Below are 25,945 nucleotides of genomic sequence, written 5' to 3'. Positions count from 1 at the left end.
CGGGGAGACAATGATGGGACGCGTACTGATTAACGACACTACCCTGCGCGATGGTGAACAGAGTCCCGGCGTGGCCTTTCAGGCCAGCGAAAAGATCGCCATCGCCGAGGCGCTGTACGCGGCGGGGATCGAGGCCATGGAGGTCGGCACCCCGGCGATGGGCGAGGAGGAGTGCGCCCGTATCCGGCAGGTGCGCCGACAGCTCCCGGGCGCCACGCTGATGACCTGGTGCCGGATGCAGGCGGGAGAAATTCGCCAGAGCGCCGACCTGGGCATGGACTGGGTGGATATCTCCATCCCCGCCTCCGACAAGCTGCGGCAGTACAAACTGCGCGAAGGCTTACCGCTGCTGCTGGAGCGGCTGGCGGCCCTGATCCACCTCGCCCACACCCTTGGCCTGAAGGTCTGCATTGGCTGTGAGGACGCCTCGCGAGCCAGCGATGCGACGCTGCAGGACATTGCCCGCCTGGCCCGGGAGGCGGGAGCCACCCGTCTGCGCTATGCCGATACCGTCGGTATCCTCGACCCGTTCACCACCGCGGCGCAGATCGCCGCCCTGCGCCGCGTCTGGCCCGGCGAACTCGAGATGCACGCCCATAACGATCTGGGCCTGGCTACCGCCAACACCCTGGCGGCGGTGCGCGCCGGGGCCACCAGCGTGAACACCACCGTGCTGGGCCTGGGCGAACGCGCGGGCAACGCGGCGCTGGAGACCGTGGCGCTCGGACTAGAGCGCTGCCTGGAGGTCAAGACCGGCGTGCGTTTCACCGCCCTGCCGGCGCTGTGCGAACAGGTGGCCCTCGCCACCCGCCGCCCGGTGGACCCCCAGCAGCCGCTGGTGGGCGAGCTGGTCTTTACCCACGAATCCGGCGTACATGTTGCGGCGCTGCTGCGCGACAGCGAGAGCTATCAGGCGATCGACCCCGCCCTGCTGGGCCGCGGCTATCGGCTGGTGCTGGGCAAACACTCCGGTCGCCAGGCGGTTAACGGCGTCTTCGATCGGATGGGTTATCACCTGACATCAGCGCAAATTGACCAGCTGCTGCCAGCGCTCCGTCGCTTTGCCGAAAACGGCAAACGCAGCCCGCGGGATGATGAGCTGGCGGCAATCTACCACGCGCTCTGCGGCGCCGAAACGCTGCAGGCCAGGGGGTGAGTATGGAGTGGTTTTATCAGATCCCCGGCGTGGGCGACCTGCGCTCCGCCGATGCGTTCTTTCAGTTTTTCGCCGTTCCCTACCAGCCCGAGCGCCTGGCGCACTGCAGCCTGCCGGTGCTGGCCACCTTTCACCGCAAGCTGAAGGCGGAAGTGCCTCTGCTCAACCAGCTGGAGGATAACCCGCGCGCGCACTGGCTGCTGGCGCGCCGACTGCTGGCGGAGAGTTATCAGCAACAGTTCGAGGAGAACACGCCATGAGACCCCGATTTACCTTTAGCGAAGCGGTCCGCGTCGTGCGCGCCATCCGTAACGATGGCACCTATGCGGGCCTGCCGTCCGGCGCCCTGCTGGTGCGCCGGGGCAGCATCGGCTATGTCCGCGACTGGGGAGTATTCTTGCAGGACCAGATCATCTACCAGATCCACTTCCCGGACTGCGACCGGGTGGTCGGCTGTCGCGAACAGGAGCTGATTGCCGGCGATCGGCCCTGGCTGGCCGGCAATCTGCAGTATGGCGATAGCGTAATCTGTCAGACGGCGCTGGCGATGCAGGGCGAGATGGTGGTCAGCGTAGGTCAGTTGGGGCGCATCGAAGCCACCGACCGGGGCGAGCATGGCGACGGCTATATCGTCGACTTCGGCGGCCGCTGGTTCCAGGTCCCGGTAAGCGCGCTGGCGCTGGCAGAGGAGGAAGAATAATGGAGCCATGGCAACGATTTGGCCGGCAGCGGCTGGCGCAGAGCCGCTGGAACTGCGAGCCGGCGGCCATCGACGCGGTCGACCGGCAGGCCTTCGAGACGGCCTGGCAGCGCCAGGCCCAGATGGAGCAGCTCATCGTCGCCCAAATTGCGCCGGAGGCGATCCCCGCCGCGCTGCTGGAGGGCCTCGCCACTTCGCTGGGCGCCTGGCTGGATGAGGGAGGATTTACGCCAGCGGAGCGGGCGGCGATCGTCCTGCACCACGCCCGGCTGGAAACCGCCTTCGCCGGGATTGCCAGCCAGGCGCCGCGGCCGGATCCCGCCGCGGTGCAGGCCTGGTATCTGCGGCATCAGGCGCAGTTTATGCGCCCGGAACAGCGCCTGACCCGCCATCTGCTGCTCACCGTCGATGGCGACGACCAGGCGGTTTACTCGCGCATACGGGAGCTTCATGGGCAAATCGAAGCCTCTCGCGAGGCGTTTGCGCCGCTGGCCCAGCGACACTCCCACTGCCCGAGCGCGCTGGACGGCGGGCGGCTGGGGTGGATCGGCCGGGGGCTGCTCTATCCGCAGCTGGAGGAGGCGCTGTTTGCGCTGGTGGAAAATGCGCTGAGCGCGCCGGTGGCCAGTGAGCTCGGCTGGCATCTGATCTGGTGTGAGGCCATTCGCCCTGCCGCGCCGATGACGCCTGAGCAGGCGCTGGAAAGCGCCCGCGATTACCTCAGTCAACAGAGCCAGCGCCGCCACCAGCGCCAGTGGCTGGCCGAGATGTTAGCGCGCCAGCCGGGGCTGTGCGGGTAGCCGACAGGCTACCCGCCATCGCCTACAGCAGATGCGGTTTAATCTCCTCAAGCCAGGTCGCCAGCCGCGCGTCGGTCTCGTCGAACTGGTTATCCTGATCCAGCACCAGTCCGACAAAGCGATCCCCCTCCAGCGCCGATGAGGCGCTGAACTCATACCCCTCGTTCGGCCAGCTGCCGATCATCGTCGCCCCGCGGGCACGCAGGGCGTCGTACAGCGGCCGCAGCCCGCTGGCGAAGTTATCCGGATAGCCACGCTGATCGCCGAGGCCAAACAGCGCCACCGTTTTCCCCTGCAGGCTGACGTCGCCGAGGTTGCGGATAAACTCGGCCCACGACTCGCTCTCGCCCCCGGCCTCGAGGCCCGGCAGCTGGCCGTCGCCCAGCGTCGGCGTCCCCAACAGCAGGGCCGGGTAGGCCAGCAGGTCCGCCAGCGTGGCGCGGTTAATATTGACCGGGGCGGCGGCGGCCTCCCCCAGCTGCTTGTGGATCATTTTCGCGATCTTGCGGGTTTTACCGGTATCGGTACCAAAGAAAATGCCAATGTTCGCCATAGTACGCTCCTGTCGGAATGGTGTTGAAAAAAGGAATGACGACAGAGGTATTGCGAAGGCTGTGCCAGGTTGCCCTGCACCGCGACGGCCCATCCCTGCCCCATCAGGATCGCTTCGCATCACGATGCCGCGCGCCAAAGGCGCACCCGGCGGGGCGAAAGGTAAAAATCCGTGAATTTTCCCCCTGTCGGATCAATGTTTCGCGTGGTCGTTCCGATAAGGGCGCACACTTTGCATGGTTATCCGGGTTCGGCTTACCCCGCCGCGTTTTGCGCACGGTGTCGGACAATTTGTCATAACTGCGACACAGGAGTTTGCGATGACCCTGAATATGATGCTCGATAACGCCGCGCCGGAGGCCATCGCCGGCGCGCTGACTCAACAACATCCGGGGCTGTTTTTTACCATGGTGGAACAGGCCTCGGTGGCCATCTCCCTCACCGATGCCAGCGCCAGGATCATTTACGCCAACCCGGCGTTTTGCCGCCAGACCGGCTATTCGCTGGCGCAATTGTTAAACCAGAACCCACGCCTGCTGGCCAGCAGCCAGACGCCGCGCGAGATCTATCAGGAGATGTGGCATACCCTGCTCCAGCGTCAGCCCTGGCGCGGCCAGCTGATTAATCAGCGTCGGGACGGCGGCCTGTACCTGGTGGAGATTGACATCACCCCGGTGCTTAGCCCGCAAGGGGAACTGGAGCATTATCTGGCGATGCAGCGGGATATCAGCGTCAGCTACACCCTCGAGCAGCGGCTGCGCAACCATATGACCCTGATGGAGGCGGTGCTGAATAATATCCCCGCCGCCGTGGTAGTGGTGGACGAGCAGGATCGGGTGGTGATGGACAACCTCGCCTACAAAACCTTCTGCGCTGACTGCGGCGGCCGGGAGCTGCTCACCGAGCTGCAGGTCTCCCCTGGCCGGATGACGCCCGGCGTGGAGGCGATCCTGCCGGTGGCGCTGCGCGGGGCCGCGCGCTGGCTGTCGGTAACCTGCTGGCCGTTGCCCGGCGTCAGCGAAGAGGCCAGCCGCTACTTTATCGACAGCGCGCTGGCGCGGACCCTGGTGGTGATCGCCGACTGTACCCAGCAGCGTCAGCAGCAGGAGCAAGGACGCCTTGACCGGCTGAAGCAGCAAATGACCGCCGGCAAGCTGCTGGCGGCGATCCGCGAGTCGCTGGACGCCGCGCTGATCCAGCTGAACTGCCCGATTAATATGCTGGCGGCAGCCCGTCGGCTGAACGGCGAGGGAAGCGGGAATGTGGCGCTGGAGGCCGCCTGGCGTGAAGGGGAAGAGGCGATGGCGCGGCTCCAGCGCTGTCGCCCATCGCTGGAACTCGAAAACCCCGCCGTCTGGCCGCTGCAGCCCTTTTTCGACGATCTGTGCGCCCTCTACCGTACCCGCTTCGATCCCGACGGGCTGCAGGTCGACATGGCCTCACCGCATCTGATCGGCTTTGGCCAGCGCACCCCGCTGCTGGCGTGCTTAAGCCTGTGGCTCGACCGCACCCTGGCCCTCGCCGCCGAATTGCCCTCCGTGCCGCTGGCGATGCAGCTCTACGCCGAGGAGAACGACGGCTGGCTGTCGCTGTACCTGACTGACAACGTACCGCTGCTGCAGGTGCGCTACGCCCACTCCCCCGACGCGCTGAACTCGCCGGGCAAAGGCATGGAGCTGCGGCTGATCCAGACCCTGGTGGCGCATCATCGCGGGGCCATTGAGCTGGCTTCCCGACCGCAGGGCGGCACCTGCCTGACCCTGCGTTTCCCGCTGTTTAACACCCTGACCGGAGGTGAAGCATGATCCCTGAATCCGACCCGGACACCTCCGTCAGACGCTTCGACCTCTCTCAGCAGTTCACCGCCATGCAGCGGATAAGCGTGGTGCTGAGCCGGGCCACCGAGGCCAGCAAAACGTTGCAGGAGGTGCTCAGCGTATTGCACAACGATGCCTTTATGCAGCACGGGATGATCTGCCTGTACGACAGCGAGCAGGAGATCCTCAGTATCGAAGCGCTGCAGCAAACCGGCCAGCAGCCCCTCCCCGGCAGCACGCAGATCCGCTATCGCCCCGGCGAGGGACTGGTGGGGACCGTGCTGGCCCAGGGGCAGTCGCTGGTGCTGCCCCGGGTCGCCGACGATCAGCGTTTTCTCGACCGCCTGAGCCTCTACGATTACGATCTGCCGTTTATCGCCGTACCGTTGATGGGGCCCAACGCCCGGCCAATAGGGGTGCTGGCGGCCCAGCCGATGGCGCGCCAGGAAGAGCGGCTGCCGGCCTGCACCCGTTTTCTCGAAACCGTCGCCAACCTCGTCGCCCAGACCATCCGGCTGATGATCCTTCCGGCCTCACCCGCCCTGTCGAGCCGCCAGCCGCCGAAGGTGGAACGGCCGCCGGCCTGCTCGTCGTCGCGCGGCGTGGGCCTTGACAATATGGTCGGCAAGAGCCCGGCGATGCGCCAGATCGTGGAGGTGATCCGTCAGGTCTCGCGCTGGGACACCACCGTGCTGGTACGCGGCGAAAGCGGCACCGGGAAAGAGCTGATCGCCAACGCCATCCATCACCATTCGCCACGGGCTGGCGCCGCCTTCGTCAAATTTAACTGCGCGGCGCTGCCGGACACCCTGCTGGAAAGCGAACTGTTCGGCCATGAGAAAGGCGCCTTTACCGGGGCGGTGCGTCAGCGTAAAGGACGTTTTGAGCTGGCGGATGGCGGCACCCTGTTCCTCGATGAGATTGGTGAAAGCAGCGCCTCGTTCCAGGCCAAGCTGCTGCGTATCCTCCAGGAGGGGGAGATGGAGCGGGTCGGCGGCGATGAGACCCTGCGGGTGAATGTCCGCATCATCGCCGCCACCAACCGTCACCTGGAGGAGGAGGTCCGGCTGGGCCATTTCCGCGAGGATCTCTATTATCGTCTGAACGTGATGCCCATCGCGCTGCCCCCGCTGCGCGAGCGTCAGGAGGACATCGCCGAGCTGGCGCACTTCCTGGTGCGCAAAATCGGCCAGCATCAGGGGCGCACGCTGCGGATCAGCGAGGGCGCGATCCGCCTGCTGATGGAGTACAGCTGGCCGGGTAACGTTCGCGAACTGGAGAACTGCCTCGAACGATCGGCGGTGATGTCGGAGAGTGGCCTGATCGATCGCGACGTGATCCTCTTCACTCACCAGGATCGTCCCGCCAAAGCCCTGCCTGCCAGCGGGCCAGCGGAAGACAGCTGGCTGGACAACAGCCTGGACGAACGTCAGCGACTGATCGCCGCGCTGGAAAAAGCCGGCTGGGTGCAGGCCAAGGCGGCACGGCTGCTGGGGATGACGCCGCGCCAGGTCGCTTACCGGATCCAGATCATGGATATCACCCTGCCGCGTCTGTAGGCCGCGGTGTCAGGTTCAGGACATTGTCGTCAGTGCGGCAGGAACGCGACAATGTTGAGCCGCAGGGATGCGGGATAACGCTTTATTTTTCAGCCAGATAAAAAATTCGTCACTGGTACGTCGTTTGCAGCAGGAAGGTATCGCCCAACCATGAAGGTACGACCATGACTTCCTGCTCTTCTTTTTCCGGCGGTAACGCCTGTCAGTCGGCGGACGCCAGCGCGTTAGCGCCGCGGGTGGCCGACAAGGTCGCCGCGCACCCCTGCTACTCCCGCAGCGGGCATCACCGTTTCGCCCGAATGCATCTTCCGGTCGCCCCGGCCTGCAATCTGCAGTGCAACTACTGCAACCGTAAATTCGACTGCAGCAATGAGTCCCGTCCCGGGGTGTCATCGACGCTGCTGACCCCCGAGCAGGCGGTGTTGAAAGTGCGCCAGGTGGCCCAGGCCATCCCGCAGCTGTCGGTGGTCGGCATAGCCGGGCCCGGCGATCCGCTGGCCAATATGACCCGCACCTTCCGCACCCTGGAGCTGGTCCGCGACCAGCTTCCGGACCTCAAATTATGCCTGTCAACCAACGGGCTGATGCTGCCCGACGCGGTCGATCGCCTGCTGGAGGTCGGCGTGGATCACGTCACGGTGACCATCAATACCCTGGATGCCGATATCGCCGGGCAAATCTATGCCTGGCTGTGGCTCGACGGCGAACGCTACCGCGGCCGGGAAGCCGGGGAGATCCTGATTGCCCGCCAGCTTGAAGGGGTCCGCAGGCTGACCGCCGCGGGGGTGCTGGTCAAGATAAACTCGGTGCTGATCCCGGGGATCAACGACGGCGGCATGGCCGAGGTCGGCCGTCGTTTGCGGGAAAGCGGCGCGTTTATTCACAATATTATGCCGCTGATTGCCAGACCGGAGCACGGCACGGTTTTTGGTCTCAACGGCCAGCCGGAGCCGGACGCCGGGATGCTCGCCGCGATCCGCAGCCAGTGCGGGGAGGTGATGCCGCAGATGACCCACTGCCACCAGTGCCGTGCCGACGCCATCGGCATGCTGGGCGAAGATCGCAGCCAGCAGTTCACCCGGCTGCCGGACCCGGACAGCCTCCCCGACTGGCTGCCCATCCTCCACCAGCGCGCCGAACTTCATGCCAGCCTCGCCACGCAGGGGGAGTCGGACGCGGATGACGCCTGTCTGGTGGCCGTGGCCTCCCGCCACGGCGAGGTCATTGACTGTCATTTTGGCCATGCCGACCGCTTCTCGATCTACAGCCTGTCGGCCGCCGGTATGGTGCTGGTGGGCGAGCGCTTTACACCGAAATATTGCCGCGGCGAAGAGGAGTGTGAGCCACAGGAGAACGAGGCCAGACTGGCGGCGCTGCTGGCGCTGCTCGCCGACGTGAAAGCGGTGTTCTGCGTGCGTATCGGCCATACGCCATGGCAGCAACTGGAATTGCAGGGCATTGAGCCGCAGGTGGACGGCGCGTGGCATTCGGTCGCCGAGGTGCTGCCTGCCTGGTGGCAGCGGCGGCGCCAGAGCCTGGCGGCATCGCGCCTGCGTCAGGGGGTCGCCTGATGGCGCCGGTCGACTGGTTGACCCGCATGTGGCGATTGTATCACGCCGGAAAAGGCTGCTTTCCGCTGCGGATGGGGCTGACGCCCGCGGCATGGCGGTCGCTGCAGCAGCGGCTGGGCGAGGTGGCGACGCCGCTGGACAGCGCGACGCTGAGCCGCCGTCGGCTGATGACCGAGCTGAATGCCACCCGCGACGAAGAGCGTCGGCAGCTGGGGCAGTGGCTGACGGAGTGGATGGCGCCGGGGGCCGAACCGATGGCGCAGATCGTCGCCGAGGTAGCGCTGGCGTTTAACCATCTGTGGGAGGATCTGGGACTCGATTCGCGGGCGGAACTGGGCCGACTGATGAGCGACTGCTTTCCACAGCTGGTGGTGCAGAACGTCCACCATATGCGCTGGAAAAAGTTCTTTTACCGCCAGCGCTGCCTGCAGTCGCAGGGGGAGATTGTCTGCCGATCGCCGAGCTGCGACGAGTGCCTGGAGCGCAGCCTCTGCTTCGAACCGCCACCGCTATAAACAAGCCGCAGCCCCCTGCGGCTGACCCAACCACACTCGCGTTTTAGCGCTTTACGCGGGTTTCTGCCGGGTGGCGCTTCGCTTACCCGGCCTACAACCCCAAATCACCACTGGATCAGGAGCCACTGAAACTGCCGGTGCTGGCGGCCTCAAAATCGCTGAGACGTTCCCGTAAGGCCGGGGCAGCCCGCATGGATGCGGGCTGAGGGCCGTGTTTTGCAGGGACGCTGCCTCGGCCCGACCCGAAGCCTGCAGGGAAAAGTCGAAGGTACCACGAAGTGGCGATTTTGCTGGCCGGAGCCCGGGGGTACAGGGGGCGGCGGCGACTGGCCGCCCCCTGTGCGCTCCCAGCACCATAAGAGACATAACGCAGAAGACTAACCGGGAGCGCAAACTACGCTGAAGCCACAGATAACATAAACAACCACACTGCAGTGCTTCCCCTCCCCCTAACCCTCTCCCGGAGGGAGAGGGAACCGTCCGGTCGTCGTTTCCGTGCCCAACATATTGCCGGGTGGCGGCGGCGCCTGACCCGGCCTACAACCCCAAATCACCACTGGATCAGGGGCCACTGAAACTGCCGGTGCTGGCGGCCTCAAAATCGCTGAGACGTTCCCGTAAGGCCGGGGCAGCCCGCATGGATGCGGGCTGAGGGCCGTGTTTTGCACGGACGCTGCCTCGGCCCGACCCGAAGCCTGCAGGGAAAAGTCGAAGGTACCACGAAGTGGCGATTTTGCTGGCCGGAGCCCGGGGGTACAGGGGGCGGCGGCGACTGGCCGCCCCCTGTGCGCTCCCAGCGCCATGAGAGACATCACGCAGAAAACTAACCGGGAGCGCAATGTGCGCTGAAGCCACTAATAACATAAAGGATCGCACGATGGTGCTTCCCCTCACCCTAACCCTCTCCCGGAGGGAGAGGGAACCGTCCGGTCGTCGTTTCCGTGCCCAACATATTGCCGGGTGGCGGCTGCGCCTGACCCGGCCTACAACCCCAAATCACCACTGGATCAGGGGCCACTGAAACTGCCGGTGCTGGCGGCCTCAAAATCGCTGAGACGTTCCCGGAAGGCCGGGGCAGCCCGCATGGATGCGGGCTGAGGGCCGTGTTTTGCACGGACGCTGCCTCGGCCCGACCCGAAGCCTGCAGGGAAAAGTCGAAGGTACCACGAAGTGGCGATTTTGCTGGCCGGAACCCGGGGGTACAGGGGGCGGCGGCGGCTGGCCGCCCCCTGTGCGCTCCCAGCACCATAAGAGACATCACGCAGAAAACTAATCGGGAGCGCAAACTACGCTGAAGCCACTGATAACATAAACAACCACACTGCAATGCTTCCCCTCACCCTAACCCTCTCCCGGAGGGAGAGGGAACCGTCCGGTCGTCGTTTCCGTGCCCAACATATTGCCGGGTGGCGGCTGCGCCTGACCCGGCCTACATAACCATTAAATTTCAGAAGGTTAACCATCACCGTAGGCCCGCGCAAGCGCAGCGCCGCCGGGCAAAAGGTATCGCACCGGGCCAAACGAAAAAAAAGCCGGAGGTTTCCCTCCGGCTTTTCTCATTTACATCACGCTATGCCTTAGGCCACATCTTCGTACTGCGGCACCGGGTTGCGGAAGCTTTTGGTCACGCAAGCCAGATAGACCAGACCGATACCGGCCCAGATCAGGCCCAGAATCATCGAGCTCTCTTCCAGGTTGACCCACAGCGCGCCAACGGTCAGGGCGCCGCACATCGGCAGGAACAGATACTGGAAGTGGTCTTTCAGCGTCTTGTTGCGTTTCTCACGGATCCAGAACTGCGAAATCACCGACAGGTTAACGAAGGTAAACGCCACCAGCGCACCAAAGTTAATCAGCGCCGTCGCCATCACCAGGTCGAAGTTAATCGCCAGCAGCGCAATAGCGCCGACCAGGATGATGTTCATCGCCGGGGTGCGCCAGGTCGGGTGAACGTAGCCGAAGAAGCTTTTCGGGAACACGCCGTCGCGGCCCATCACGTACATCAGACGCGCCACGCCAGCGTGCGCCGCCATACCGGAAGCCAGCACGGTGATGGTGGAGAAGATCAGCGCGCCAACCTGGAAGGCTTTACCTGCTACGTAGAGCATAATTTCCGGCTGTGACGCATCCGGATCTTTAAAGCGCGAGATGTCCGGGAAGTACAGCTGCAGGAAGTAGGTGGCAAAGATAAAGATCAGGCCGCCAATCAGCGCGGTCAGGAAAATCGCCCGCGGGATGACGCGCTCTGCATCTTTGGTCTCTTCAGACAGGTTGCTGATGCCGTCGAAGCCGGTAAACGAGAAGCACAGGATCGTCGCCCCGGTAATCATCGGGATCACGTGCGCGTCACCGGACCAGAACGGACGGCTGCTGGCCAGCGTACCGGCGCCTTCGCCTTCAAACACGCCATAAATCACCATGCCGAGAATAACGGCAATCAGCACCACCTGCAGCACCACGATCACGGTGTTGAAGTTGGCGACGGATTTAATACTGCGCAGGTTAAAGGCGGTCATAAAGGCGACCAGCGCGATAACAAACACCCACGACGGAATCGAAGGCACCAGCGCTTCAAAATAGATTTTCGCCAGCAGAATGTTGATCATCGGCGCGAACAGGTAGTCGAGCAGCGAGGACCAACCCACCATAAAGCCGACGGTCGGGCTGATGGATTTCTGCGCATAGGTATACGCCGAGCCGGCAGAAGGGTAACGACGTACCAGCTTGCCATAGCTCAGGGCAGTAAACAGAATGGCGATTAACGCAAAGGCGTAGGCCGTCGGCACGTGACCGTCGGTCATACCAGAGACGATACCAAACGTATCGAACAGCGTCATCGGCTGCATATAGGCCAGGCCCATCATTACAACCGGAACTAACGTAAGCGTTTTACGTAATTCCACGCGAGAGGTATTTGGAGTAGCGTTATGCGACATAGTTATCCCCTTTTACGGTGAACGCCAGCGCGTAAGCAAAAAATTGCCCCATTTCTTTCTATTCCTCAGCGACAACGACTGTCGGTTTTTAGTAAATATCTATCCGGTACGAAGCCCGGCCTCTTGGTATTGAATGATGTGTCTTTCGACCAAAAAAATAACCGACACTTTTAAAAAAAGCGTCGGCTAGTCTCTGGTTTTCAGGCCGCATATTTTGCAACAAATTCAACGGCGTTGACAAGATGTTATGAAGTTCATTGCGTAAGCGTATTTTTTAACGTGCTAATATCTATACGATTTCCGTATGATAAATTGTAAAAATAGCACTATTTGCTAATAGCGTTTCCCGCCACCATTTGCTGGCCAAACCGCAGGTGGCGTCATTCCAGGCGATCCAGGCATGCTGGCGGGGCGACAGCCCGCGAACCGCCATGCTGATGAGCTCGCCGCTCTCCAGCAGCCCCTGCACCTGGTAACGCGGCAGACAGCCCCAGCCCAGTCCCATGCGCAGCAGCGCCAGCTGCCCCGCGGCGTCACACACCGTCAGGGTCTCCTGATCGCTGAGCAGCGCCCCGCCCTCGACGGTGGCCACCGCCCGGTAACGGCGCAGGGTCCGCCAGCTCAGCGGAGCGCGGTGTCGCGCCAGCGGATGCTGCGGGGAAACCACCAGCAGCAGCTCCAGCTCGCCGAGGGGGAGATAGTCATAGCCGCTCAGCGGCGGCGGCTCGCCGAGGGCGCCCAGCAGCAGATCGGCCTGCCCGTCAGTCAGCGGCCGCCAGTCCAGCAGCGAGGGGTTCTGCGTGAAGTGCAGCCGGGTCAGCGGCTGTTGTTGATAAAATGCGGCAATCAGCGGCGAAAGCTGCGCCACGGGAAAAGTGCAGTCCACCGTCAGGCGGAGGGTGTGCTCCCACCCCAGCTGCAGCTTGACCGCCCGGATCTCCAGTTCGCGAGCGATATGCAGCACCTCCCGCCCTTTCTCCAGCAGCATTTGTCCGGTGGGGGTAAAGCGCGCGCGGTGGCCGCTGCGGTCAAGCAGCTGAATATTGAGATCGCTTTCCAGCCGGTGAATGGTGTAGCTCAGCGCCGAGGGCGTTTTAAAGAGCTTTGCCGACGCGGCGGCAAAGCTCCCCTCTTTTTCCAGCGCGTCGAGGATCACGAGGACATCCAGCAGTGGTTTCATCGCTACCCCCTTACGGTATGCGAATCACCGCTGGTAGATCACTCCATCGGCATCACCAGCGGATCGGGGTACTGGTACTCAAACCCCAGCTCATTGCAGATACGATTGCCATCCACAATCTTGCCCTGACCGCCGTCCGGGCTGTCGCTGAACACCGGCGGCGGCAGCCCCAGCTCACGGGCCATCTGCGGATAAAAAAGGCCGCGCGCCGGATGGCGGGGCGCACATAGATTATAGATGTGCCCGCCCTTCGGGGCCTGCAACAGCAGTTCGATAGCGGCCACCACATCCTGCAAATGCACCAGATTGACCACGTGCTGGCCATCCGGCGCCGACTTGCCGGCAAAAAAACGTCCCGGATGACGGGAAGGCCCCACCAGCCCGGCCAGACGCAGAATATCCACCGAGGTTCCCGGCAGGTTGTGCAGCCAGTCCTCCAGCTCCTTGAGCACCTGCCCGCTGGCGGTTTGCGGCAGACGCGGGGAGTTCTCTTTCACCGTGCCATTGACGTTGCCATACACCGAGGTGGAACTGGTGAAGACGATCCGCGGAATATGGTGCGCCAGCGCGGTATCGACAATCTCCTGCACCGCCTGCAGATAAAACCCCTCTCCCGCCCCGGTACGCCGGGCCGGCAGCGTGATCACCAGCGCATCGACGTTCATCAGCGCGTCGAGGTCCTCGGTATCACAGACCAGCTGCGGCTCCAGGCGCAGCGGATAGCTGTCAATCCCGCACATCCGCGCCGCCTCCACGCCATCCTGCGTGGTTTTACTGCCGGTGACCTGCCAGCCTCGCGCCATCAATGACAGCGCCAGCGGCATCCCCAGCCATCCCAAACCGACTATCGCGACCTTTTTCATCCCAGGCTCCTGACTCTTTCGCTGTGCTGATTACAGGCTACGCCAGCCTGCGGCAACTGACAATTTCTTCGCTCAATGTGAAATGAATTAATGATAGAAAAAAGCCCTTGCTTTCTGCGGCGGAAGTGGTTTAGGTTAAAGGACATCAAATGCATAGTCATTCACAGAGAATTTTTATGAACCGCGTTCAATTTAAACACCACCATCATCACCATCATCCTGACTAGTCTTTCAGGCGATGTGTGCTGGAAGACATTTGGATCTTCCAGTGGTGCATGAACGCGCAGAGAGCCCCCGGAAGATTCACTTCCGGGGGCTTTTTTTTGGACCAAATTCGGACAGATTCAGACAGGTATTCAGAGGAAAAGAACAATGTTAGACAACACCCGTTTACGCATAGCTATTCAGAAATCAGGCCGTTTAAGCGAAGATTCACGCGAATTACTCAGCCGCTGCGGCATTAAAGTCAATTTGCACACCCAGCGTCTGATTGCGCTGGCGGAAAATATGCCAATCGACATTCTGCGCGTGCGTGATGACGATATCCCGGGCCTGGTGATGGACGGTGTTGTCGACCTCGGCATTATTGGCGAAAACGTACTGGAAGAAGAGCTGCTCAGCCGCCGCGCTCAGGGCGAAGACCCGCGCTACTTCACCCTGCGCCGTCTCGACTTCGGCGGCTGCCGCCTGTCGCTGGCGACCCCGGTGGATGAAGCCTGGAACGGCCCGGCGGCGCTGGACGGCAAACGCATCGCCACCTCTTACCCACACCTGCTGAAGCGCTACCTCGATCAAAAAGGTATCTCCTTTAAATCCTGTCTGCTGAACGGCTCCGTGGAAGTGGCGCCGCGCGCCGGCCTCGCCGACGCCATCTGCGACCTCGTCTCCACCGGCGCCACCCTGGAAGCCAACGGTCTGCGCGAAGTGGAAGTGATCTACCGCTCCAAAGCCTGCCTGATCCAGCGCGACGGCGAGATGGCCGACGCCAAACAGCAGCTGATTGACCGCCTGCTGACCCGTATTCAGGGCGTGATCCAGGCCCGCGAGTCGAAATACATCATGATGCACGCTCCGACCGAACGCCTGGAAGAAGTGGTTGCCCTGCTGCCGGGCGCCGAGCGTCCGACTATTCTGCCGCTGGCAGGCGACAAGCAGCGCGTGGCGATGCACATGGTCAGCAGCGAAACCCTGTTCTGGGAGACCATGGAAAAACTGAAAGCGCTGGGCGCCAGCTCCATTCTGGTGCTGCCGATTGAGAAGATGATGGAGTAATCGGCCAGCCGGTCACGGGACACACAGGGGAAAACAATCATGAGCTTCAACACAATCATCGACTGGAACAGCTGTAGCGCAGACCAACAGCAACAACTCTTAACGCGCCCGGCGATTTCCGCCTCCGACAGCATCAGTAAAACGGTGGCGGAGATCCTCGATAACGTCAAAGCCAACGGCGACGCGGCGCTGCGCGAATACAGCGCGAAGTTTGATAAAACCACCGTCGCCGCGCTGCAGGTGAGCGAGGCGGAGATCGCCGCCGCCGGCGAACGCCTCAGCGACGAGCTGAAGCAGGCGATGGCGGTGGCGGTGAAAAACATCGAGACCTTCCACAACGCGCAACAGCTGCAGGCGGTGGATGTCGAAACGCTGCCGGGGGTGCGCTGCCAGCAGGTCACCCGCCCTATCGCCTCCGTCGGGCTGTATATTCCGGGCGGCTCGGCGCCGCTGTTCTCCACGGTGCTGATGCTGGCGACGCCGGCGCGCATAGCCGGCTGTCAGCAGGTGGTGCTCTGCTCGCCGCCGCCGATCGCCGATGAGATCCTCTATGCCGCGCAGCTGTGCGGCGTGAAAACCATCTTTAACGTCGGCGGCGCCCAGGCTATCGCCGCCCTCGCCCTCGGGACCGAGTCGGTGCCGAAGGTGGATAAAATCTTTGGCCCGGGTAACGCTTACGTCACGGAAGCCAAACGTCAGGTCAGCCAGCGTCTGGACGGCGCAGCCATCGACATGCCGGCCGGTCCGTCGGAAGTGCTGGTGATCGCCGACAGCGGCGCCACCCCGGACTTTGTCGCCTCCGACCTGCTGTCGCAGGCGGAACACGGCCCGGACTCGCAGGTGATCCTCCTGACCCCGGACGCCGACCTCGGCAGTCGCGTTGCTGAGGCCGTCGAACGCCAGCTGGCCGCCCTGCCGCGCGCGGAAACCGCCCGCGTGGCCCTCTCCGCCAGCCGGATCATCGTGGCCCGCGACCTGGCGCAGTGCGTGGCTATCTCCAACCAGTATGGCCCGGAGCACCTGATCATTCAGACCCGTCAGGCCCGCGAGCTGGTGGACAGCATCACCAGCGCCGGTTCGGTTTTCCTCGGCGACTGGTCACCGGAATCCGCGGGTGATTACGCCTCGGGCACCAACCACGTCCTGCCGACCTATGGGTATACCGCCACCTGTTCGAGCCTCGGCCTGGCCGACTTCCAGAAGCGGATGACCGTGCAGGAGCTGTCGCGCGACGGCTTTGCCGCCCTCGCCTCAACGATTGAGATCCTGGCCGCCGCCGAGCGCCTTGACGCCCACAAAAACGCCGTAACGCTGCGCGTTGCCGCCCTGAAGGAGCAAGCATGAGCATTGAAGATTTAGCCCGCGCCAACGTCCGTGCGCTGACCCCGTATCAATCCGCTCGCCGTCTGGGCGGCAAAGGCGACGTCTGGCTGAACGCCAACGAATTCCCGACCGCCGTGGCTTTCCAGCTTACCGCGCAAACGATGAACCGCTATCCGGAGCCGCAGCCGAAGGCAGTCATCGAGAGCTACGCCCGCTACGCCGGCGTCAAACCAGAGCAGGTGCTGGTCAGCCGCGGCGCCGACGAAGGGATTGAGCTGCTGATCCGCGCTTTCTGTGAGCCCGGCAAAGACGCGCTACTCTACTGCCCGCCCACCTACGGCATGTACAGCGTCAGCGCCGAGACCATCGGCGTCGAATGCCGCACCGTGCCGACCCTCGCCGACTGGCAGCTCGACCTGCCGGGTATCGAGGCGCAGCTGGACGGCGTGAAGGTGGTCTTTGTCTGCAGCCCGAACAACCCGACCGGTCAGATCATCGATCCGCAGTCGATACGCGACCTGCTGGAGATGACTCGCGATAAAGCCATCGTGGTCGCCGACGAAGCCTATATTGAATTCTGCCCGCAGGCGACGCTCGCCGGCTGGCTCAGCGACTATCCGCACCTGGTGGTGCTGCGCACGCTGTCCAAAGCCTTCGCCCTTGCCGGCCTGCGCTGCGGCTTCACCCTCGCCAACGCCGAGGTGATCAACGTGCTGCTGAAAGTGATCGCCCCGTACCCGCTCTCCACGCCGGTGGCCGATATCGCCGCCCAGGCCCTGAGCGCGGAAGGGATCGCCGCGATGCGTCAGCGCGTGGCGCAGATCCTCGACGAGCGCCGCTACCTGGTGGAACAGCTGCGCGGCATCGCCTGCGTGGAGCAGGTCTTCGATTCCGAGGCGAACTACGTTCTGGCGCGGATAACCGCCTCCAGCGCAGTGTTTAAATCTTTGTGGGATCAGGGCATTATCTTACGTGACCAGAATAAACAACCTTCATTGAGCGGCTGTTTGCGTATCACTATCGGTACCCGTGCTGAGAGCCAGCGCGTGATTGACGCCTTGACTGCGGAGAATGTATGACCCAGAAGTATCTCTTTATTGACCGTGACGGCACCCTGATTTCCGAACCGCCGGTGGATTTCCAGGTGGACCGTTTCGACAAGCTGGCGTTTGAGCCGCAGGTGATCCCGGCGCTGCTGAAGCTGCAGCAGGAAGGCTATAAGCTGGTGATGATCACCAACCAGGATGGCCTGGGAACCGACAGTCTGCCGCAGGAAGCATTTGATGGCCCGCACAACCTGATGATGCAGATCTTCGCCTCGCAGGGCGTCAATTTCGAAGAGGTGCTGATTTGTCCGCACTTCCCGGGCGACAACTGCGCCTGCCGCAAACCGAAAACGCAGCTGGTGCTGCCGTGGCTGGAAGACGGCGTACTGGATAAAAGCCACAGCTATGTGATTGGCGACCGGGCCACCGACCTTGAGCTGGCGGATAACATGGGGATTACCGGCCTGCGCTATGACCGCGAGACCCTGGACTGGCCGACCATCAGCGAGCAGCTGACCCGCCGTGACCGCTATGCCCACGTCGAGCGCATCACCAAAGAGACCCAGGTGGACGTGAAGGTGTGGCTGGACCGTGAAGGCGGCAGCAAGATCCACACCGGCGTCGGCTTTTTTGACCATATGCTCGACCAAATCGCCACTCACGGCGGCTTCCGCATGGAGATCAACGTCGGCGGCGATCTGTACATCGACGATCACCACACCGTGGAAGATACCGGCCTGGCCCTCGGCGAAGCCCTGAAGCTGGCGCTCGGCGACAAGCGCGGCATCAACCGCTTCGGCTTCGTGCTGCCGATGGACGAGTGTCTCGCCCGCTGCGCGCTGGATATCTCCGGCCGGCCGCACCTGGAGTATAAGGCGGACTTCACCTATCAGCGCGTCGGCGATCTGAGCACCGAGATGGTGGAACACTTCTTCCGCTCGCTCTCTTACACCATGGCGGTGACCCTGCACCTGAAAACCAAGGGCAAGAACGATCACCACCGCGTGGAGAGCCTGTTCAAAGCCTTTGGCCGTACGCTGCGCCAGGCGATCCGCGTCCAGGGCGATGCCCTGCCGTCTTCCAAAGGGGTGCTGTGATGAATGTGGTGATCCTTGATACCGGGTGCGCCAACCTCAATTCGGTGAAATCGGCGATTGGCCGCCACGGCTATGAGCCGGTGGTCAGCCGCGATCCTGAGGTGGTATTGCGTGCCGATAAACTGTTTCTTCCTGGCGTCGGCACCGCCCAGGCGGCGATGGACCAGCTGCGCGACCGCGATCTGATCGACCTGATTAAAGCCTGTACCCAGCCGGTGCTGGGGATTTGCCTGGGCATGCAGCTGCTCGGCAAGCGCAGCGAGGAGAACAACGGCGTCGATCTGCTGGGCATTATCGAAGAAGAGGTGCCGAAGATGACCGACCACGGTCTGCCGTTGCCGCACATGGGCTGGAACCGGGTGTATGCCAAAGCAGGCGATCGCCTGTTCCGCGGCATTGAAGAAGGCGCGTATTTCTACTTCGTGCACAGCTACGCCATGCCGGTCAACCCGTATACCATCGCCCAGTGCAATTACGGCGAGGCGTTCACCGCCGCGGTGCAGAAAGATAACTTCTTTGGCGTGCAGTTCCACCCGGAGCGCTCCGGGAGCGCCGGGGCGCAACTGCTGAAAAACTTCCTGGAGATGTGATGATTATTCCTGCTTTAGATTTAATCGACGGCACCGTCGTTCGTCTCCACCAGGGCGATTACGGCCAGCAGCGCGACTATGGCAGCGATCCGCTGCCGCGCCTGCAGTCCTATGCCGCTCAGGGAGCGGAAGTCCTGCACCTGGTCGACCTGACCGGGGCGAAGGATCCGGCGAAACGCCAGATCCCCCTGCTGAAATCGCTGGTCGCCGGCGTTGACGTCCCGGTACAGGTTGGCGGCGGCGTGCGGACCGAAGCGGATGTCGCGGCCCTGCTTGAGGCCGGCGTCGCCCGCGTGGTGGTCGGCTCCACCGCGGTGAAGTCCCCGGAGGAAGTGAAAGGCTGGTTTAAACGCTTTGGCCCTGAACAGCTGGTGCTGGCGCTCGACGTGCGCATTGACGCCGACGGCAACAAGCAGGTGGCGGTCAGCGGCTGGCAGGAAAACTCCGGCGTGACGCTGGAGGAGCTGGTGGAAAGTTATCTGCCGGTCGGCCTGCAGCACGTGCTGTGCACCGATATCTCCCGTGACGGCACCCTGGCAGGTTCTAACGTCTCGCTGTACGAGGAAGTCTGCGCCCGCTACCCGCAGGTGGCGTTTCAGTCATCCGGCGGCATCGGCGATCTCAAAGATATTGCCGCGCTGCGCGGCACCGGGGTGCGCGGCGTGATTGTCGGTCGCGCGCTGCTGGAAGGTAAATTCAACGTAACGGAGGCCATTCAATGCTGGCAAAACGGATAATCCCCTGCCTCGACGTCCGCGACGGCCAAGTAGTGAAAGGCGTGCAGTTCCGTAATCACGAGATCATTGGCGACATCGTCCCGCTGGCCAAACGCTATGCCGACGAAGGGGCCGACGAACTGGTGTTCTATGATATCACCGCCTCCAGCGACGGCCGGGTGGTCGACAAGAGCTGGGTGTCGCGCGTGGCGGAAGTGATCGACATTCCTTTCTGCGTGGCGGGTGGGATCAAGTCGCTGGAAGACGCGGCGCAGATCCTCTCCTTCGGCGCCGATAAGATTTCGATTAACTCCCCTGCTCTCGCCGACCCGACGCTGATCACCCGCCTTGCCGGCCGCTTTGGCGTGCAGTGCATTGTGGTGGGGATTGATACCTGGTTTGATGCAGAGACCGGCAAATATCACGTCAACCAGTATACCGGCGACGAGACCCGTACCCGGGTGACGCAGTGGGAAACCCTCGACTGGGTGGAGGAAGTGCAGAAGCGCGGCGCGGGCGAGATCGTCCTTAATATGATGAACCAGGACGGGGTGCGCAACGGTTACGACCTGCAGCAGCTGGCGAAGGTTCGCGCGGTGTGCCATGTCCCGCTGATCGCCTCCGGCGGCGCGGGCACCATGGAACACTTCCTCGAAGCCTTCCGCGACGCCAACGTTGACGGCGCGCTGGCGGCCTCGGTATTCCACAAACAGATTATTAATATTGGCGAACTGAAAGCGTACCTGGCGGCACAGGGCGTGGAGATAAGGGTATGTTGACTGAACAGCTGGACTGGGAAAAAACGGACGGCATGATGCCGGCCATCGTGCAGCACGCCGTATCCGGCGAGGTGCTGATGCTGGGCTACATGAACAAGGAGGCGCTGGAGAAAACCGAAGCCACCGGCAAGGTCACCTTTTACTCACGCACCAAACAGCGACTGTGGACCAAGGGTGAAACCTCGGGCAATGTCCTCAACGTAGTGAGCATCACGCCGGACTGTGACAACGATACGCTGCTGGTGCTGGTGAACCCGATCGGGCCGACCTGCCACAAAGGCACCACCAGCTGCTTCGGCGAAACCGGCCACCAGTGGCTGTTCCTCTATCAGCTGGAGCAGCTGCTGGCCGAGCGTAAGCACGCCGACCCGGAGAGCTCCTACACGGCGAAGCTGTACGCCAGCGGCACCAAGCGTATTGCGCAGAAAGTGGGGGAAGAAGGCGTGGAGACCGCGCTGGCCGCCACGGTGAACGACCGCTTCGAGCTGAAGAATGAGGCGTCGGATTTGATGTACCACCTGCTGGTGCTGCTGCAGGACCAGGGGCTGGATCTCGGGGAAGTGATTGATAATCTGAAGAGTCGTCACTAACGCGTTAACCCCCGCCGCAACGGCGGGGGTAGCTGACCTCAGGATTTGCTTTCCAGCAGCGTAGTGTAGAGATTGACGTAAGCGTCAATCATATGGTCGGCAGTAAACATCTCTTCAAAACGACGACGCGAATTTTCGCCATAGCGGCTGGCGGTTTCATCGTTATGCCAGAGCTCATTCATCGCCTCCACCAGCGCCTGACTGTCATTCGGCGGGATCACACAGCCATTCACTTTGTCCTGGTTAATGAACGAGGTCCCGGTGCCGATCTCGCAGGAGATCAGCGGCCTGGCGAAGCGCGCGCCTTCCAGTAATGTAATGCCAAACGCTTCGGAACGTAGATGCGAGGGGAAGACCACGCCCCGGCAGAGCTGGAAGAGAATGTATTTATCTTCGTCGTTGAGCATGCCGGTAAACACCACATTGCTCAGCCCGCGCTGCTGCGCTTCACGACGCACTTCCGCCTCCAGCGGCCCGCCCCCGACGATCACCACCGGCAGCCGGCTACGCTCGGCGGCATCCAGCAGAATGTGCAGCCCTTTGTAGTAGCGGAAAGCGCCAACGAAGAGGAAGAAGTTATCGCCGACGGTTTCCCGCCAGTGCGCCACCCGCTGCGGATCGTGCTGCACGTCATGCTGCTCCAGACCAAACGGGATCACCACGGTTTTATCCTGATATTTTTTCAGGGTCTGGCTGGAGGCCACGTAGTTGGGCGACGAGGCGACGATGCAGTCTACGCTGGCGAGGAATCGCTCCTGCAGCGGCTGGTACAACTTCATTAACCGTTTTTGTTTCACAATATCCGAGTGATAGGTCACCACCGTTCTGGCGTCAGGCCGCGCCGAGAGATGCAACATATCCATGAAAGGAAACGGAAAATGGTAGTTGATGATGTCGTAATCATCTTTAATCTGCTTAAAACGCTTTAACGCTTTCAACGAAAACGGCGTGGAGGCAATTTCAAAAAGCTGCTTATTATAAATGACCCGATGGTCTTCGTAGGCGACAGGACCTGTCTCTTTGTCCGGGCTAAAAGTAAAAACATCGGCTGCGATTCCCCGGCGGGCGCAGCCCTGACTTAGCTGATAAATGACCTGCTCAATACCGCCGTAGGTATCGGGATAGTAGGTCTTATAGACGTGTAGAACTCTCAACTGACACCCTTAGAGTAATTTATAGGCGTTAATGGTCTGGGTCGTACAGTTCTCCCACGAAAACTGTTTCGCCTGGGCAAGACCGCGCGCGGTGGCGACTTCCCGCCAGCTATCATCCTGCAGGCTCTGCAAAATATGCGCGCTAATCGCGTCTACATCATTAGGATCGGCAACGAGGCCGGCATCGCCAACCACCTCAGGCAAAGAAGTGACATTGGAACATACTACCGGCACACCGCAAGACATCGCTTCAAGAATAGGTAAACCGAATCCCTCATAGAAGGAGGGATAAACAAAGGTTCTGGCCGCCGCGTACAGATAAGGCAGGTCTTCATCCGGGACATAGCCCAGGTAACGGATCCACCCTTCACGCGTACCGCGCTCGACTAACTGCCACAGCACATCGTCTTCCCATCCGCGATAACCGCTGAGGATCAGCGGGTAGCGCATGCGGGTCTCCATCGGCAGCAGCTGATAGGCCTGCAGCAGACCGCGGATATTTTTACGCGGCTCCATGGTGCCGATATATAACGCATACCCCTGCCACGCCAGCTGATATTTCTGCAGGACCGGCAGGCACTCCGCCGGGCTGCGCGGAATATAGTCGCTGCTGCAGGCCAGCTTGGTGGTGACGATCCGATCCGCCGGATAGTTGAACAGGCGGATGATTTCACTGCGCGAGAAGTCGGAGACGGTCAGGATCAGCTTCGCCGAATCCAGGCTCTCGTGCAGGGACTTCTCCATATAGCGAACCCGATCTTTTGGATGATATTCCGGGCAGGTAAAAATGGAGATGTCATGAAACGTGGTCACGGCGCGTTCCAGGCGATGCGGCAGATAGAAATTGGGACCATGGTAAATGTAGTCTTTGTAATCGCGCAATGCCCACGCCTGGCGCCGCGGATGCAGCAGGCGATACGCCTCAATCAGCAGCGGCTGGCGACGCAGAAACGCCGACAGACGACCATGATTGCTGGCTTTGGTATCGCTTTTATTCTCCACCTGGGGGATCTGATCGATAAACGACGCGCCGTGAAACAGCTTCAGCTCTTCGATTTCACGGGCAACCGCCAGCCGCTTAACCAGCTCCAGGGAATACCGACCGATGCCCGTTAATGGGTATTTAATTGGCTCAGTAGCAAAAATAATTTTCATAACGAACTCATCACAAGGGCCACCGGAGTAGCCCTGTTGATAGCGATTATTGCTTCGCGGCTGGCGCGATAATCGGCAGGTTTTTCAGGAGAAATTCCGCGCTCTGTTTCCAGGTTAACCAGTTGATATTTTCGGAACGAGGATGCGCGTTTTGCTCGTACAGGGCTAACCACTCTTCTACCGCCTTCGCGATGTCGGACGGCGCTTCACCGGAGAAATACCAGGCATGTTCCTGAGCAATCTCTTTAAACACCGGAATGTCGCGAATAATCACTGGCAGCTTTTTCTGCGCCGCTTCAATCAACGGCAGGCCAAAGCCTTCTCCCTGCGAGGCAAAGATCAGCGCGCGTGAACGAGCGTATAGCTCGGCCAAAAACTCGTCGCTGATATTCTGCAGCCAGAAGAGCTTTTTGTTCAGCTGCGGATGATGGCGTAATTTTTCGCACAAGCTGTCAACGTTCCAGCCCTGTTTGCCGACGATAAACAAGTTGTAGTCTTTGCCCTCGCGCCACAGTTCCTCGAAGGCGGCCAGCGTCTGGGCGTGGCCTTTGCGCGGCTCCATGGTACCCACCATGATAAATGACGGGGCTGCAGCCATCGTTGCTAACAGCGCCTGTGCATTATCCGGCATGCCAGTGGACGGTACGCTGGCATCGAGGTCGGCTCCCAGATGGAAGTTGCTGACGGTCAGCAGCGGGTTCGGTTTCACCCAATGGCGATTTTCCGCAATCCACGCTTTCACATCCTCGGCAACGCTGGCAGAGACGCAGATCAGCCGATCGGCGTGCTCTGCGAGGCAGGACAGCCAGATCGGGAATTCACGCTGAATGCCTTCGATACTCCACTCCGGGCGGCGTAATGGCAGAATATCATGCACCACGAAGCAGGCGAACGCCCCGGCGGCGCGCATGCTGTCAATTTGCGTCACCACCTCCGGGAAGAGATGCGCGGTCAGATCGGTGGCGATAAGCACATCGTCTTTGCTGAACAGCACCGGTTCATCAGCGCCAAATTCGCCCGGGAAATGACTGGACAGATATTGGTTGGCGTAGCGATAACACTCGCCAGGGGTGTAGTAGACAGCGGAAACCTCGTAACCCGGCACGCCAGATTTCAGTAATTCGCTGAGGATACTGCGCGAGACGCGCTGGATCCCGGTCTTCGCGTCATGTTTCGCCAGAACCGAAATGTCCACCAGCAGCTTGCGGGAATGGCGCTTAAAGCTATTGCGCGCAACCGCCCATGCCAGACCAAGACGGTCGACTTCGCTCAGCGCATCGATTTTCTGCATCGTCTGGATACGGGAGGCGGTCACGCTTTCCGCCTGCCCGGCATTCGCCTCTTGGGACGACTGCAGCAGACGAGTGAAACCCTCGATCGCCAGATGGGCGGTATTGGCCCACGAGAATTTGGCCGACTGCGCGAGAGCATGCGCTTTCAGCTCACGATAAAAAGCCTCATCGGTCAGCGCCTTCTCCATGACCCGGCGAATATCCTGCACATCATGCGGATTGAACATGGCATCTTCCCAGCCAATGACTTCCGGCAGGCTGGTAATGTTTGAACCCAGGGTCGCGGCCCCACAGCGCATCGCTTCCAGCGGCGGCAGGCCGAATCCCTCATGCAGCGACGGGAACACAAACAGTTTGCACAGGTTGTACAAGGCAATCAGATCGTCGTCGGTCAGGAACCCAGTAAAGATAAGCTGGCTGCGTGACAGGCCATAGCTTTCCGCCAGACGCAGAATACGCTCCAGATCTTCAGGATGCACCTTATACGCGAGCACCATCGGATAGCGCTGCTGCAGTTCGGCAGGCAGCATGCTGTAAGCATGAATAAGCGCTTCAATGTTTTTCCGCGGCTCGATCATCGCCAGCGTTAGGATAAACTCATCCGGCAGGCTGTATTTCTCTTTTAAAGACTGAATACGCTCAGCAGAATAATCGATCACCGCAAACTCTTCGCCCACCGCCGAGGAGATGTTCAGTACCCGATCGCTGGCGATGTCGGTATATTCGATCACTTCCTGAGCTGCCGACTGCGAAATAGCGAAGATCGCGTCTGCCCGCTCAAATTCCGCCAGCTTGTTCATATAAAACTCACGGAAATTCGGATCGCCGAGGTAACGCTCTTTATTTAACAACGGGATCAGATCGTGGCATACACACACCGTCTTCCAGGGCACATTATCCGCCGGAATAGACACGGTATAACTATCCCCATGGCCTTCGAAGAAGCTAATAACATAGACGATATCAGGCGCGATATTGGCGATAGCGATATCGCGGGCCGCCTGGGCTGCCTTGCTACGACCGTGGTTTTCGATGTTGCAATAGGCCGTTGGCGCAACGGCTGAGAAGATGAACATATCTTCATCCGTCAGCAGGTCCCGATAGGCCATTTTGACATCATTGATATTATCAATGGGGTACATACCATTGATCAAAATACTGACGCGATGCTCACCGGCATTTTCAATAATGGCGCGGCTCATGGCCAGGGTACTGCGACCGATACCGCGGAATTTACTTTCCGACTGGTAACCCTGGACATCAATCAAAATATGCAAGTTAA

25 protein-coding genes and 1 other annotated feature are annotated in these 25,945 nt (G+C 61.3%); of the genes, 17 read left to right on the top strand and 8 right to left on the bottom strand.

Features of this window, described 5'->3' with window-relative positions; translation table 11 throughout:
* Positions 1–13 precede the first annotated feature (13 nt).
* From nifV to nifM, 4 genes are read left to right on the top strand one after another with little or no spacing between them, the layout of a single operon-like run.
* Positions 14–1,156: a homocitrate synthase gene (nifV, locus tag DTA24_RS09525; RefSeq protein ID WP_032733504.1), complete on the top strand. Its 1,143-nt coding sequence runs from the start codon at positions 14–16 to the stop codon at positions 1,154–1,156.
* A gap of 2 nt (positions 1,157–1,158) precedes the next feature.
* A complete protein-coding gene (locus tag DTA24_RS09520) occupies positions 1,159–1,416 on the top strand; it encodes a nitrogenase-stabilizing/protective protein NifW (RefSeq protein WP_008804125.1) in 258 nt (85 codons plus the stop codon).
* Complete coding sequence (locus DTA24_RS09515; RefSeq protein ID WP_012541106.1) at positions 1,413–1,856, top strand: nitrogen fixation protein NifZ; 444 nt, start codon at positions 1,413–1,415, stop codon at positions 1,854–1,856. Before DTA24_RS09520 ends, DTA24_RS09515 begins: the two co-directional genes overlap by 4 nt.
* Positions 1,856–2,656, top strand: a complete 801-nt coding sequence (gene nifM, locus DTA24_RS09510) for a nitrogen fixation protein NifM (RefSeq protein ID WP_101837109.1) — start codon at positions 1,856–1,858, stop codon at positions 2,654–2,656. The genes DTA24_RS09515 and nifM overlap by 1 nt, the downstream gene beginning before the upstream one ends.
* 22 nt (positions 2,657–2,678) lie before the next feature.
* Here the strand turns inward: nifM and DTA24_RS09505 are convergent, their stop codons facing one another.
* Positions 2,679–3,209, bottom strand: coding sequence for a flavodoxin (locus DTA24_RS09505; RefSeq protein WP_008804122.1), 531 nt, complete (start codon positions 3,207–3,209; stop codon positions 2,679–2,681).
* A 319-nt stretch (positions 3,210–3,528) separates the two neighbouring features.
* Here DTA24_RS09505 and nifL point away from each other — a divergent pair, with 319 nt between their 5' ends.
* From nifL to DTA24_RS09485, 4 genes are all read left to right on the top strand, one after another.
* Positions 3,529–5,013 carry a nitrogen fixation negative regulator NifL gene (gene nifL, locus DTA24_RS09500; protein WP_025714614.1) on the top strand — a complete coding sequence of 495 codons (1,485 nt, stop codon included), beginning with the start codon at positions 3,529–3,531 and terminating at the stop codon, positions 5,011–5,013.
* Positions 5,010–6,584: a nif-specific transcriptional activator NifA gene (gene nifA, locus DTA24_RS09495; RefSeq protein WP_117121807.1), complete on the top strand. Its 1,575-nt coding sequence runs from the start codon at positions 5,010–5,012 to the stop codon at positions 6,582–6,584. Before nifL ends, nifA begins: the two co-directional genes overlap by 4 nt.
* A gap of 164 nt (positions 6,585–6,748) precedes the next feature.
* A complete protein-coding gene (gene nifB, locus DTA24_RS09490) occupies positions 6,749–8,155 on the top strand; it encodes a nitrogenase cofactor biosynthesis protein NifB (RefSeq protein ID WP_012967607.1) in 1,407 nt (468 codons plus the stop codon).
* Complete coding sequence (locus DTA24_RS09485) at positions 8,155–8,670, top strand: nitrogen fixation protein NifQ (RefSeq protein WP_012967606.1); 516 nt, start codon at positions 8,155–8,157, stop codon at positions 8,668–8,670. Before nifB ends, DTA24_RS09485 begins: the two co-directional genes overlap by 1 nt.
* 1,577 nt (positions 8,671–10,247) lie before the next feature.
* On the opposite strand, the gene plaP is transcribed toward DTA24_RS09485, so the two are convergent.
* The 4 genes from plaP to DTA24_RS09450 all read right to left on the bottom strand — a co-directional run bounded on the left by plaP (position 10,248) and on the right by DTA24_RS09450 (position 13,649).
* Positions 10,248–11,606: a putrescine/proton symporter PlaP gene (gene plaP, locus DTA24_RS09465; RefSeq protein ID WP_004148994.1), complete on the bottom strand. Its 1,359-nt coding sequence runs from the start codon at positions 11,604–11,606 to the stop codon at positions 10,248–10,250.
* Positions 11,596–11,658 (bottom strand): membrane protein YoeI, encoded by a 63-nt coding sequence (gene yoeI / locus DTA24_RS29070; RefSeq protein ID WP_096335043.1) that lies wholly within the window; start codon positions 11,656–11,658, stop codon positions 11,596–11,598. The genes plaP and yoeI overlap by 11 nt, the downstream gene beginning before the upstream one ends.
* 237 nt (positions 11,659–11,895) lie before the next feature.
* Positions 11,896–12,786 (bottom strand): LysR family transcriptional regulator, encoded by an 891-nt coding sequence (locus DTA24_RS09455; protein ID WP_117121819.1) that lies wholly within the window; start codon positions 12,784–12,786, stop codon positions 11,896–11,898.
* 38 nt (positions 12,787–12,824) lie between these two features.
* Positions 12,825–13,649, bottom strand: coding sequence for an SDR family oxidoreductase (locus DTA24_RS09450; protein WP_008804116.1), 825 nt, complete (start codon positions 13,647–13,649; stop codon positions 12,825–12,827).
* Positions 13,650–13,825: 176 nt separating this feature from the next.
* Between DTA24_RS09450 and hisL the strand changes: the two genes are divergently transcribed.
* From hisL to hisIE, 9 genes are all read left to right on the top strand, one after another.
* The gene (gene hisL / locus DTA24_RS09445) at positions 13,826–13,876 is read left to right on the top strand and encodes a his operon leader peptide (protein ID WP_004899375.1); all 51 of its coding nucleotides are present in this window, start codon (positions 13,826–13,828) and stop codon (positions 13,874–13,876) included.
* Positions 13,852–13,974 (top strand) — a sequence feature (His leader region). It overlaps the preceding gene by 25 nt.
* A 47-nt stretch (positions 13,975–14,021) precedes the next feature.
* Positions 14,022–14,921 (top strand): ATP phosphoribosyltransferase, encoded by a 900-nt coding sequence (hisG, locus tag DTA24_RS09440; protein WP_002912152.1) that lies wholly within the window; start codon positions 14,022–14,024, stop codon positions 14,919–14,921.
* A 39-nt stretch (positions 14,922–14,960) separates the two neighbouring features.
* Positions 14,961–16,265 (top strand): histidinol dehydrogenase, encoded by a 1,305-nt coding sequence (gene hisD / locus DTA24_RS09435; RefSeq protein WP_016161457.1) that lies wholly within the window; start codon positions 14,961–14,963, stop codon positions 16,263–16,265.
* Positions 16,262–17,323, top strand: coding sequence for a histidinol-phosphate transaminase (gene hisC / locus DTA24_RS09430; protein WP_032730780.1), 1,062 nt, complete (start codon positions 16,262–16,264; stop codon positions 17,321–17,323). The genes hisD and hisC overlap by 4 nt, the downstream gene beginning before the upstream one ends.
* On the top strand, positions 17,320–18,387 hold the full coding sequence (gene hisB / locus DTA24_RS09425; protein ID WP_008804114.1) for a bifunctional histidinol-phosphatase/imidazoleglycerol-phosphate dehydratase HisB: 1,068 nt from the start codon (positions 17,320–17,322) through the stop codon (positions 18,385–18,387). Before hisC ends, hisB begins: the two co-directional genes overlap by 4 nt.
* Positions 18,387–18,977, top strand: coding sequence for an imidazole glycerol phosphate synthase subunit HisH (hisH, locus tag DTA24_RS09420; protein WP_008804113.1), 591 nt, complete (start codon positions 18,387–18,389; stop codon positions 18,975–18,977). The genes hisB and hisH overlap by 1 nt, the downstream gene beginning before the upstream one ends.
* The gene (gene hisA, locus DTA24_RS09415) at positions 18,977–19,714 is read left to right on the top strand and encodes a 1-(5-phosphoribosyl)-5-[(5-phosphoribosylamino)methylideneamino]imidazole-4-carboxamide isomerase (RefSeq protein WP_055323401.1); all 738 of its coding nucleotides are present in this window, start codon (positions 18,977–18,979) and stop codon (positions 19,712–19,714) included. The genes hisH and hisA overlap by 1 nt, the downstream gene beginning before the upstream one ends.
* Complete coding sequence (gene hisF, locus DTA24_RS09410; RefSeq protein WP_039104120.1) at positions 19,696–20,472, top strand: imidazole glycerol phosphate synthase subunit HisF; 777 nt, start codon at positions 19,696–19,698, stop codon at positions 20,470–20,472. Before hisA ends, hisF begins: the two co-directional genes overlap by 19 nt.
* Positions 20,466–21,062 carry a bifunctional phosphoribosyl-AMP cyclohydrolase/phosphoribosyl-ATP diphosphatase HisIE gene (gene hisIE / locus DTA24_RS09405; RefSeq protein WP_008804111.1) on the top strand — a complete coding sequence of 199 codons (597 nt, stop codon included), beginning with the start codon at positions 20,466–20,468 and terminating at the stop codon, positions 21,060–21,062. Before hisF ends, hisIE begins: the two co-directional genes overlap by 7 nt.
* A gap of 38 nt (positions 21,063–21,100) precedes the next feature.
* Here the strand turns inward: hisIE and wbdC are convergent, their stop codons facing one another.
* The 3 genes from wbdC to wbdA are packed head-to-tail and all read right to left on the bottom strand — an operon-like array spanning position 21,101 to position 25,940.
* Positions 21,101–22,216 (bottom strand): N-acetyl-alpha-D-glucosaminyl-diphospho-ditrans,octacis-undecaprenol 3-alpha-mannosyltransferase WbdC, encoded by a 1,116-nt coding sequence (gene wbdC, locus DTA24_RS09400; protein WP_004184789.1) that lies wholly within the window; start codon positions 22,214–22,216, stop codon positions 21,101–21,103.
* A gap of 9 nt (positions 22,217–22,225) precedes the next feature.
* Positions 22,226–23,371: a glycosyltransferase family 4 protein gene (locus DTA24_RS09395; protein WP_022065008.1), complete on the bottom strand. Its 1,146-nt coding sequence runs from the start codon at positions 23,369–23,371 to the stop codon at positions 22,226–22,228.
* A 46-nt stretch (positions 23,372–23,417) separates the two neighbouring features.
* The gene (gene wbdA, locus DTA24_RS09390) at positions 23,418–25,940 is read right to left on the bottom strand and encodes a polymannosyl GlcNAc-diphospho-ditrans,octacis-undecaprenol 2,3-alpha-mannosylpolymerase WbdA (protein WP_023340496.1); all 2,523 of its coding nucleotides are present in this window, start codon (positions 25,938–25,940) and stop codon (positions 23,418–23,420) included.
* Positions 25,941–25,945 lie beyond the last annotated feature (5 nt).

The sequence above is a fragment of the Klebsiella sp. P1CD1 genome (genome assembly GCF_003790505.1).
Lineage (GTDB): Bacteria > Pseudomonadota > Gammaproteobacteria > Enterobacterales > Enterobacteriaceae > Klebsiella > Klebsiella variicola.
The sequence above is the reverse complement of the archived record's forward strand: the minus strand, read 5'-3'. Positions and strand labels throughout refer to the sequence as shown.